This window comes from Hymenobacter translucens (genome assembly GCF_020685205.1).
GTDB classification, from domain to species: domain Bacteria; phylum Bacteroidota; class Bacteroidia; order Cytophagales; family Hymenobacteraceae; genus Hymenobacter; species Hymenobacter translucens.
Map to the genome: position 1 here is coordinate 435,573 of NZ_JAJERB010000003.1, position 11,729 is coordinate 447,301.

General features: G+C 65.4%; 4 protein-coding genes. 3 read left to right on the forward strand and 1 reads right to left on the reverse strand.

All coding sequences use genetic code 11. The annotated features are described in order from the left end of the window. Positions 1 to 21: 21 nt before the first annotated feature. The 3 genes from LJY25_RS09035 (at position 22) to LJY25_RS09045 (ending at position 5,826) form a co-directional block, all read left to right on the forward strand. Positions 22 to 1,461 (forward strand): MBL fold metallo-hydrolase, encoded by a 1,440-nt coding sequence (locus tag LJY25_RS09035; protein WP_227607997.1) that lies wholly within the window; start codon positions 22 to 24, stop codon positions 1,459 to 1,461. A gap of 230 nt (positions 1,462 to 1,691) precedes the next feature. Continuing rightward, positions 1,692 to 2,411 (forward strand): ThuA domain-containing protein, encoded by a 720-nt coding sequence (locus tag LJY25_RS09040; protein WP_227607998.1) that lies wholly within the window; start codon positions 1,692 to 1,694, stop codon positions 2,409 to 2,411. Between the two features lie 148 nt (positions 2,412 to 2,559). Then, the gene (locus LJY25_RS09045) at positions 2,560 to 5,826 is read left to right on the forward strand and encodes an AsmA family protein (protein WP_227607999.1); all 3,267 of its coding nucleotides are present in this window, start codon (positions 2,560 to 2,562) and stop codon (positions 5,824 to 5,826) included. A 103-nt stretch (positions 5,827 to 5,929) separates the two neighbouring features. Here LJY25_RS09045 and LJY25_RS09050 read toward each other — a convergent pair whose 3' ends face one another. Further along, positions 5,930 to 11,338 (reverse strand): LamG-like jellyroll fold domain-containing protein, encoded by a 5,409-nt coding sequence (locus LJY25_RS09050; RefSeq protein ID WP_227608000.1) that lies wholly within the window; start codon positions 11,336 to 11,338, stop codon positions 5,930 to 5,932. Between the last annotated feature and the right edge of the window lie 391 nt (positions 11,339 to 11,729).

Genomic DNA, 11,729 nt, shown 5'->3' on the forward strand with positions numbered 1-11,729 from the left:
CTTTCCACAACCCCTCTGCCCATGAAAGCGCTGCTGCCGTTTCTTTTCCTGACCGCCGGGCTGCCGGCGGCCCGGGCCCAGACCCCCACCGACGTCGTGCGCCGGGCCATGCAGGCGTCCGGGCCCTGGGACCAGGTGCAGCGCTTCACATACCGCAGCGTCAGCCAGAACTTTAACCCCTGGCAGGCTTACACCTTTTCCAAACCGAAGTCCAACGAGCTGAAAGGCGAGTTTCACCGGGACTTCACGACCGGGCAGTACCGCAACCATACCGAGTTCCACTACCCCGGCGGCTACGTGTTCGACTTCGTGACCGTGGGCAAGGACTCGACCCGGTTTCTGTACGACCGCAACTTTTCCCGCAACGGCAAAGCGCTGCTCAAGCAAGGGCCGAAAAGCTACCTCGCCAACCAGGGCCTTTCGCTGCAGAACCAGCCCTACTTTTTGCTTAAAAGCCTGCTGGAGTCGAAAGACTCGCTGCAGTACCTGGAGGTAGCCGGGCAGCCTACCGTCCGGCGCATTTACCGCACGGCCCCCGGCACCCAGGACTATACCTTCGACAAAGCCAGCGGGCTGCTGCTGCGAATGGTCCGGCAGGCCGGCCAGGAAACCAGTGAGCGGCACTTCGACGACTACCGGAAAGTGCTGAACCTGCAGGTACCGCACCACAGCCGGCAGCTCGCCAACGGCCGCCTTACCGCCGACGAGCGGGTGGCGGACTTCCACGTCAACGACCTGATTCCGGCTGCGGTGTTCGATATTCCGGCGGTCTACCAGCTTCCCAAGGCGGCAGCGCCCACGGCCCTGGCGGCCAAGGAAATTGCCAAGGACGTGTACCTGATCGAAGGCGTGGGTGGGGACCGGAACGTCATTTTCGTGAACCTGCGCGAGTCGGTGCTGGTGACGGAGGCGCCCCTGAACCCGGCCGTGACCAAGTCCATCCTGGACGTGATTCACAAGACGCTGCCGGGCAAGCGCATCGGCTACGTGCACCTCTCCCACCACCACAACGACCACATCACCGGCATCCGGCAGTGGGTAGCCGAAGGGGCGACCATCATCAGCACGCCGGCGCTGGAAGCTCCCGTGCGGGCCATCCTCAAGGGCGAGCTGGGCAACTTCGCCGACGACTACGCCAAAAACCACAAAGAACCGGTGTTCGAGTTCTTTCAGGGCGTCAAGACCATGACCGATGGCGGCCGCCGCATCGAGTTCCACGCCGTGCCCAACAGCCACGCCGAGGGCATGTCTTTCCTGTACCTGCCGGCCGAAGGGCTGATTTACGAGGGCGACCTGCTGACCATTCCCGAGGACGGCACCATCACCCCCGCCATTGCCGTCAGCAAGGAGTTTCAGCGCTATCTGCAGGCCAAAAAGCTGACCTACAACCGTATCATCGGGCACCACAGCTACTCGTCTATCACCCCGGCCCTGTTTCAGGCTTATCTTAAGGCCAAATAGGCTGGTCCGCTCAATCCGGACAGAGGGCACCCCGCCGGGGTGCCCTTTTGCGTTTACCGGTGGGCAGCTACCAAAGCGGCGAGAGCTGATCCGGGGCCTTTGCGTGCCTTGTTAACCCCGCTGCGCCCGCCCCGTAGTGATACCAACCCGGTTGCCTTTCCCAAGCTGAGTTACTGCCGATGCCTGCCAACCAGAAACTTATTACCCCGAACAAACCTGGCTTTCTGTTTTTGCTGATTCTTGCCCTGCTTCCGGGCTGCGGCTCGGGGCCGCCGGAACCGGAGCCGCCCGGGACTGGGCCGGCCGTGCTGGTTTTCTACAAAACCGCGGGCTTTCGTCATCAATCCATTGCCGAGGGCATCCTGGCCCTGCAACAACTGGGCAGGGACCACGGCTTCCGGGTCGATACGACCGTGCGGGCTGAGAGCTTTACGTCCGAAAAGCTCAGCGGCTACAAGGCTGTGGTCTTCCTGAGCACGACGGGCGACGTGCTGAACCCCGCCCAGCAAACCGCCTTTGAGCAGTTTATCCGAGCCGGCAACGGCTTCGTCGGCATTCACGCCGCCACCGACACCGAGTACGACTGGCCCTGGTACAACGGGCTGGTGGGTGCCTATTTCAACGGCCACCCGGCCGTGCAGCAGGCTACGGTACGCGTCATCAACAAAGCCCACCCCGCCTCTTCCTTTCTGCCCGATGCCTGGGTGCGAACCGACGAGTGGTACAACTTCCGCAATCTGCAGCCCGACCTGACCGTGCTGGCCAACCTGGATGAGAGTACTTACTCTGGTGGCACCCACGGCGCCAGCCACCCCATTGCCTGGTTTCACTCCTACCAAGGCGGCCGGGCTTTTTACACCGGCGGGGGCCACACCCCGGAAAGCTTCCGGGAGCCGCCGTTCCGCCAGCACCTGCTCGGCGGCGTGCAGTACGCCATCGGGCCGCAGTAGCGCGGCACCCCGGCCCGCTGGCTTTTCCTGATGCCGTACCGGGATGAACCGCTGAACTGCGGTAAAAACACTAAATTTCGCGTATGCTGACTTATTCCGGCGCCGGCACTAGCCCGGCAGTTTGCTTCCGGAAGCAGCAGCCAGCTCTATGAAACTACGTTCTCTTCGGCGCACACTACTGATTGGAGCGTTGCTGATTGGATTCGTTATCGGGCTGCTGGCCTGGCTGATCGGCAGTACCCTGGGGCAGCGCTACCTCGAGCAGCTGGTGCGCACCCGCCTTACCCGCAACACCGAGCTGGTGCTGGCGCCGTTTGACGTGCGCCTCTCGCCCTGGCGCGACTTTCCCCACCTCACCGCTTCTATTCACCACCTCAGCCTGACCGATACTGCCTACGGGCAGCGCGTACCGGTGCTGCGCATCGGCCGGGCCGATATGCGCCTGGAGCTGGGCGGGCTGCTGCGCGGGCAGGTGCGCATCACCCGCCTGGTCGTGCACGACGTGGACTTCCGCGAGCAGGTTGATGCCCAGGGCCACAGCTGGGGCCTGAACGGCAAACGCCCCCGCCCACGCCCGGCCCGGGACCCGATTCTGAACCTGGACCTCGACTCCCTTTTGGTGTACAACTTCCGGATGCAGACCCGCAACGACTACACCCAGCGGGCGTTTGGGGCAAGCTGCCGCCTGGCCCGGCTGGCGGCAACCATCCGGGGAGGGCAGCTGCGGGCGCGGGGCACCCTCGACGGGCAGCTCGACTACCTGCGCAACAGCGGGGGCGCCATTCTCGAGCGGGAGCCTATTCGCGCCGTCGTCAACTACCGCTACTCGTTTCAGGAACGGAAGGGCACGTTCTCCCGCTGCCGGGCCACCCTCAACGGCGACACGATCCGCATCCGGGGCACCCACACCTCGGTACCCGACCAGCGCGGTACGCTGCTCAACCTGCGCTTTGCCGGCAACCAGCCCCTCACCGACGTGCTCCGCACGGCCCTGCCGGAAAGCATGCGGCCCTTCGTGGAAGGAGCCACCAGCCCAAGCAAGGCCCGGATCCGCTACACCATCTCCGGCCTGAGCGGGCCGACCGTGAGTCCCCACGGGGTGCTGCGCTTTGGCCTGCGCGGGGCCAGCCTGCAGTGGCCCGACTCTTCCCGCCGCATTCACCACTGGGACGTGCAGGGCATCTACGACAACGGTCCCGCCCACAACGCCCTGACGACTTCCCTGACCCTGCGCCAGTGCCGGATCTACTCTTCCGCGGGTCGGCTCGACATCGACCTGATGCTGCGCGACTTCACCCGTCCGTTCGTGAGCGGACGGGTTCGGGGCCGCACCGAGCTGCCGGAGCTGGCGGCCGTGGTGCTGCCAGGGCGATGGAAGGCCCGGCACGGCATTGCTGAAATGGACCTGCACCTGCACGGCCTGGTGCCCACCACGCTGAAGACCAACCTGATTCCTGCGCACTGGCGGCGCCGCAAAGAGGAAAACCGGGGCCGCAAAGGCATTTCGGTGCGGGGAAACCTGACGCTGCGCAACGCTTCCTTCGTGCTGACCAGCCGGAACGCCAGCGTGTCGGAGCTGAACGTGCAGGTGGGACTCGAAGACAGCATCTGGCGGCTCTCGAATGCTTCGGGCGTAATTGACCGGATGCGGTTCCGGGCCACGGCCACAACCGAAAACCTGCTCACGTACGTCACGGACCAGTACCCCAGCACCCGCATCACCGGCAACTTCGCCGTGGATGAGCTGCACGTGGCCCGGCTGCGGGAGCTGCTGCAGCCCCGGCCTTCCCCGCTGCGCACCCGGGTCCGGCGCCACCCCCGGGTGCGGGGTGCGGCGCTGGCCGCCAGCATGGGCAGCAGCCTGATTCCACCGGGCGTACACCTGAACATAGGCTTGCGCTGCCAGCGCCTGGTGCTGCCGGCCGACACGCTCAACAACCTGGCCGCCACTGTGCTGCACGACGGCAAGCGGGTGCAGCTCCGCAACCTGGCCGGCCAGGTGTGGGGCGGGCAGATCAGCGGGCAGGCAGCCTGGCCCACCGATCCGGCCAACCGCGTGGCGCCCATCGACTTCAACCTCGGCGTCCGCTTTAACACCATCAACTATCGCCGCTTTCTGACGCTGCTGACCCGGCCCCCGAAGCGCCCGGCCAAGCAGCCCGGCAGCCCGGCCCTGCGGGAATTAGTGCTGGCCGCCGATGGGCAGGTAACCTGCGACATCCACACCGTGGAGCTGCCGGGAGGAGAAAACCTGCGCAACCTGCGCCTGCGCCTGCTCAAGAACGGCCCGGCCATGCACCTGCCCCTGCTTACCTTCACGACCACCCGCGGAGGCCGGGGCACCGCCACTGCCTCGGCCCGGGTAGTAGGCCGCAACGTGGAAGCCGCCGACGCCAGCCTCGACCTGCGCTACGCGACGCTTGACGTCCAGCAGCTGCTCCAGCTGCTGGCGGGCCTGAGCCCCGACGAGGAAGAGGAGATGCCCCCGGACCGGATGCTGAAGCGGGCCGTGCGCCGGGAGCGGCGGGAACGGGAGAATGGCTCGGTGCTGACCAACGGCGTGCTGCGGGCTCTGCTGCGCGTGCAGGCCGACCAGGTGCAGTACGCCGCCATCAAGGGTCAGAACTTCCGGCTGTTGTCCCACCTGCGGGACGGCGAAGCCCACCTCGACGAATGCTCCCTGAAGGCGTTTCAGGGCCAGGTCAAGCTGCGGGGGCTGATGCTTATCAACGTGGGGCACTACCGCCATCCGCTCCACATCCAGACCCAGCTGCAGGATATCCAGCTGCCCGACCTGTTCGACGCGGCCACGGCCATGGGTCTCAATGGGTTCAGTGGAGAAAACATCCGGGGCTCGATGCGCTGCGCGGCCGACCTGCACCTCGTACTCGACTCCACCTTTCTGCCAATGGCCGACCAGACCTTGGGCTACCTCAAAACCGACATCCGGGATCTGGAGCTGCTGAACGTGGAAGCTCTGGAGCAGGCATTGCGCTTTATGAAGGGCACCCGCACCAGCCACCTGTTCTTTGAGCCGGTCAGCTCCCGGTTTGTGCTCAGCGGCCGGCAGCTCATGATTCCCGGCCTGCGCCTCAACAGCAACCTGACCAACCTCGAAATCTGCGGCAACTACTACCTCGACGGGCAGGCCAACCTGTTTGTGGGCGTAAACCCGCTACAGGCCTTGTTCGGCAACAACGAGAAGCGGGTAGAGCGGATTCAGAACGAGGAACGGCGGCGCCCCTTTGCCCCGGGCCTCACCTACGTAAACGTGCTGCGCCCCACGGCCCGCACCCGCTACAAGGTGCGGTTCTTCCAAAAGATGGAGCAGCAACGGCAGCAGGACAAGCTCCGCCTGGACTACCAGCAGCTGCTGGGCCAGCGCCTCGACACCACCATGTCGTTGCTGCGCTGACCGTATGGCCAGCTTCTTCGCAAGACGGTTTCTCAGGCTCCAAAAAGAAACCGGACCTCCACCATAAGTGAAGGTCCGGTTTGCTTTACGCCGACGAGGAAGCTTAGGGCTTCAGCAGCCGCACCACCGTGGTCTGCTCGGCGGAGGTCACCTTGAGCAGGTACACGCCGGCCCGCACACCCCGCAGCGGGATGGTGGCGTGTTGCACCGGTGCGGCTTGCGTCACCTGCTGGGTGCTCACCGGGTTGCCCTGCAGGTCGAGGACCTCGAGCGTGAGGGACTGCCCGGCCACGCCGCGCACTTCCACCTCCGCCTGCTCGCCCACCACCGGGTTGCCCAGCACGGCCACCCGCATCGGGCGGGCCGACGTACTGCCGGCCATCTGCCGCGCGCTGGCTGCGGCGGGCTCGGTGCCGTAGATCAGCTGGCCCTGGTAATACACCGTGATGTGGTCATTTTCGGCCAGCGGACCAGCGGGTTGGTACGAGAAGTCGTTGGACTCCAGGAAGCCCGACCAATCTGCTTTGGCAATGCGGTACTGTATGCCGCCGGTCCCGCTCAGCGGGTAAAGCGTACCCAGGCCGGGTGCAAAGTTCAGCTCCAGATAGGCGTCGGCTCCGGCGCGGGCGGGCTCGAGGCGGGTGAACTGCCCCGTCACGTTAGCCCGGCCCAGGCGGGCGTAGTCGACCCAGTAGTTGAGGCCCGCGCTGCCTTCGGCGCTAAACCAGTAGCGCACCGTCAGGTCCTCATAGCGCAGGGGCTGGTTGCCCTCGTTCTGCACGCTCAGGTGGTTGCTGATGGTGTTGGAGCCGGTGTTGTGGTTGCGGTTCGAGGCCAGCACTTTCAGCGCCAGCACCGCTGGGACCACCGCAGGCTCCTCGCCCCACACCAGCCGGCCGTTGCGGTACAGCGTGAGGTGATTGTTAGCCAGGTAAGCCGACGAGCTGCGGTAGGAATGGTCGTCCGCTTCGTTGAGGTCGGCCCAGTCATGGTTGGCCAAGCGGGTTTTGATTTCCCCGGAAGTGCCGCCGACGGGCAGGCTGCCAGTGGCCGGGTCGAAGGAATACTCTACGTACCCGTAGGCGCCGTTGCGGGGCTGGGGCAGGCGCACGTAGCGCAGCTGCACCCGGCTGCGGCCCAGCTGCTGGGCATTGTCCACGAAGCCGTTCAGGCCAGCGTCATTCTCGGCCGTCAGCCAGTAGCGGGCGGTCAGCTCGGCATAGGGCACGGCCACTGGGCCTTCATTGACCAGCAGCAGGTTGGGCCGGATAACGTTGTTGGTAAGGCGGCCGTTGTCGCCATCCTGGTGGCGCACCACAACCTGCACCGGGTTGATGACCAATTCCTGCATCACGGCCGGGGCTGCCAGGTAGGTGGCGTCGCCGGCCTGCGTGGCGCTGATGGTTACCGTGCCGGCCCGGAGCAGCTGCACCGTACCATCAACTACTAGCGCGACAGTTGGATCCGAGGAAATGAAAACGACTGGCAGACCGGAGCTGGCCGTTGCGCTCAGGGCCAGGTCCGCGTCGCCCAGCAGCTGGGCGGGCAGGGCAGCAAACGTGATGGTCTGGCTGCGCTTGAGTACCGTGAGGCGCTGCGCCACCGGCGCAGCCGCCAGGTAGTTTGCGTCGCCGGGCTGAGAAGCCGTGATGACCGTGGTACCGGCGCCGCGGAGCTGTACCTGGCCGTTGAGGACCCGGGCCACCGTCGTGTCGGCGCTGGCGTAGCTGACCGCCAGGCCCGAGCTGGCCGTAGCCGTCAGGGCGAAGTCAGCATCGCCGAGCGTGCTGGTGGGCAGGGCGGCAAAGCGGATGGTCTGCTCCTGCTTGGCCAGGTCGGTAATTTCCGGGCCCGACAACGCGTAATTAAACAAACGCACGTCGTCCAGCAGGTCGCGGAAGGGTTTGTTCTCGGCCGAGTTGCCGATGGTGAGCGGGTCGCCCTTGCCGATGGTGCCGGTGGTGTAGGCCCGGGAGACAACCAGCGTCCCATTCAGGTACAGCTTCATGAGCTTGGCATTGACGTCGCGCACGGCCACAATATGCTGCCACTGCCCGTTGAAGAGGTTGTAGGGCGCGGTATTTACCCGCACGGCGGCGTCGGTTTTGGTGGTGCCGTCGTCGATGGAGAAGGTCAGCACCCCGTCGCGGAGCTGCATGCCGTACCACTTGCCGGTGCCGGGCTCGAAGGTGCCCTTGTGAATCAGGTAAGCGTCTTTGCCGGTGGAGAACGTGTAGGTGTTGGTGGGCATCTTCACCCACATCGACATCGAAAACGAGTTCTGGTCGAAGCGCAGCTGGCTGGCGTCGGGCACGGTCAGGGAGCCGGTGGGCACCGGCGTGCCGAACAGCAGGCTGCCGCCAAACTTGCCCGCGCCGGGCTGCCACTGGCTGCCGGTGAGGCCGCTGAGCGTGGCGTGGTGCTGGTAGGCGCTGTGGTCGGTGGCCCGGATGCCGGAGGGTTCGTCAAGCTTGAAGTGAGCTACCAGTCCGCGGGGGTTGCCGGTGCGGAAGCTCCAGGTTTCGCCGGTGGTGGTGCCGAGGCTGCTCACGGCATCTACCCGCCAGAAGTAGGTAGCGTTGGGCGTCAGAGAGGGCAGGCGGTAGGCGGCATCAGCCAGCGTTACGTCGGCCACGTAGGCGAGGCTGGTGGCGCTGGAGCCGGCGTAGAGCTTGTAGCCCGTGCTTTGGAAGCCGCCTTTCCAACCCAGGCTCACGTCGCCGTAGCCTTCGAGCACGGTGTTGCTGGCAATGCTGGGATCGTAGGCCTGCATGGGCAGGGGGCCGGAGTGGCGCAGCTCCACGATCTGCTGGGGCGTGAGCAGGTAGTTGAACACCTTCAGCTCGTCCAAAGCGCCTTTGTAGGGCGCCGGGGCATTGGCCGACGACAGGAACTCCAGCTCGCCGATGTTGCCTACGACCAGGTCGCTTACTTCGCCGATGCCGTTGGCCTTGGTCGTAATTTCCTTGATGAGCGTGCCGTTCAGGTAAAGCAGGAGCTTTTTGTTGGGCACGTCGCGCATGGCGACCACGTGCACCCAGTTACCGGTGAAGAAGGGTGTGCCATCCGTTTGCAGCTCGTCCTTGTTCACGTCGTCGTCGATGGCGAAGCGCAGCTGCCGGCTTTTGAACTCAATGTCAAAGCGGCGGCCGGTAGCGCCGGTAGCGGCGTTCCTGGTGAACGAGCCTTTACAGAGCAGGTAGGCGCTGGCCGTGGTGCCCGAGGGCAGCAGCGTGGGGTCGGCCTTCATCCAGAACGCCAGGGAAAACGAGCTGCGGTCCAGGTACAGCTGGTCCTGGTGCGGAATGCTGACCACGTACATGTCGGTGCGGGCCGAGGCAAAGCTGAGTGCCCCGTTTACTTTGCCCGCTACCCGGATGCTCTGGTCATCGTCGTCGAGGCCCAGCACGCCGTGGTTGGCATAGCTCGACTGGTCCAGGATCTGCAGGCCGTCGGCGGCGGTTTCGTCGAAGCCCCAGTGGCCGACCAGCTGCGGCACTACCGCGCCCGTCGTGCGGAACGACCACACCGGTCCGTCAGCAGTACCCTTGGCATTCACGGCGTCGATGCGCCAGTAGTAGGTCACGTTTTCGGTCAGGCCGGCCGCCTGATACGTTGGCGTGGCGGAATACGGCACGTCGGCCACTTTGCTCAGCGTGGTGGGGCTCGTGCCCAGGTACACGCTGTAGCTGACGGTATTGGTGCTGCCGGTCCACTTCAGCGTGAGGCCGCCCGCCACCAGATCGGCATACTGCTGGCCGTTGGTGGGCGTGGGCGAAGCCGCTACGCCGGGCGCTGAGGGCAGGGCCGGCGTCTTCACCGAGCCCAGCGCAAAGCCCGACTCTTCGGTCGCCGTAACGGCACGCAGCCGGTAGTAGTAGGTCTGGTTGGGCTGCAAGCCGGCGTTGTCGGTGTAGCTTACCGCATCGGCGCCGGGCTGGGCAATGGCGCTGTACGTCACACCATCGGCGGACCGCTCCAGCACAAAGTGCGTCTCACCCGTGGCGTTGTCGGTCCAGCTCAGCACCACCTGACTGGCCGGGGCGGGCAGCTCGACCGACGTTGCCGCCAGCTGCAGGTCCGTGGGCGGCTTCACGAAGGCTGGAGCCGGCGTTTTGATCAGGGAATTGATGTACACCTCGATGTTGAGGTAGGCCGGGTAGGCGGCGCTGAAGGCCACGGCATCGGCGCGGCTGTTCTTGTTGAGGCCGTGGGCGTCTTCCCAGGCGTCGGGCATGCCGTCCTGGTCGGCGTCGGCCGGGGCCGGGGCCCCGAACACGTTGCCGAGGCCGCCGTTGCTGAAGGGCAGATCGGTCTCGTTGTACACGTAGTAGCCCTGGGTGCCGCGGGAGCGGACCTCGTCAATCATGAGCCCGTCGACCTGGTCGCGGCGCGGGTAGGCGGCGCCGACGCTGTCGATAACGTGCTGGTAGGCCTGCTGGGCGGTCAGCACCGGGCTGGCGGCCGGGTAGGCAAACGGCTGACTGCGGAAGCCGGCCCCCACGATGCCGGGGTAGCCCACGGTGTCGTACGGTACCAGCGTGCCGTCGAGCACGCCGTTGCGGTTGTTGTCGAAGTAGTTGCCGGCGCCGTAGAGGTTGAAGGTGCCGGTGCCGCGTGAGAACGGCGTGGTTTTGCTTGGCGGGGTGAGCGGGCCGCCCACGAAGTAGTTGTTGATGATGTTGACTTCCGACACGCCCGACGAGCCGCCCATGATGTAGGCGTCGCCCGACCAGCCGTAGTTCAGCTGCTCCCCGAGGCGGTTGCCGTTGCCCCAGTCGTAGACCACGTTGTTCACGAACTCGTTGACGCCCTTGACCTTGGGGTTGCGGGTTTTGTTGCTGATGTAAAGGTTGCCCAGCAAGCTCACCTTGCCCCCGTCGGGCGTCTGAATCAGGCCGCCGGCGGAGTGGTTGGCGCGGTGCAGGCCCTGCCCGATGATGGAGTTCTGAACGGTAATGTTATCCGGCGCGGTGCCTTTGCCGTCCCAGCTGATCGAGAACACCTCGTCCATGCCCCAGGAAAACGACATGTGGTCGAAGATGATGTTGGCGCCCTGCGACAGGCCGGAGGCGTCGTTGCCCTGGTTGCCGGTGGCCCCGAGGCGGATGCGCAGAAACCGGCAGATGCTGTTGCTGGCCCCGGTGAACGTGACGCGCTTGTTGAATAGCACGATTCCGTCGCCCGGCGCGGTCTGCCCGGCAATGGTGACGTTGGGTGCCACCTGCACGTTGCTTTGCAGATTGATGATGCCCCCCACCGCAAAGGTGACCACCCGGCCGGGCTGGCTGACCGCGTCCCGAAATGAGCCGGGCCCGCTGTCGTTAAGGTTGGTTACGACGTAAACGTCGCGCGTGGCCACGCCCCGGGCGCCGGTGGCAAAGCGGCCAAAGCCGCCGGCGCCCGGGAAAGCCACGGTCTGGGCCTGAGCCAGCGTGGTGGTCAGCAGCGCCGCAGCCAGCCCCAGGCCGGCCGCCACGCGGCGCGCTAAGAAAGCAGTAGGATTTCGCATCGATAAGCAGGGGGTTAGATGGAAAAGAATATCAGTGAAGTGCTAATGAACATTCAACCGGACCTGGGCTTTGCCGCACCCGGCGGCTCCGGCCGCCGGTCCCCAACATCAACTTCCTTAGCCTGTTGCCTGGAATCAGTACCCAATACTACTGCCCCGCTGCCCCTCTCCTATCCTGCACTGTCCTGCGCAAAACCGGGCAAAGCACAACCCCGGCCTCGACCTACCCGGCCTCGCCCCATCCTGGCGGCTTCCATTCAGTGCCAGCCGGTAACGGGCGCGGCAGTTGGGCCCGCCACCCGTTCACTGGGCTGAATTGCGGGCTGACCGGCCTTGTTCGGCCTCTTTGTGCCGTGGTGCTTGCGTTGTTTAGTGTGCCGCTTCTCCCGGC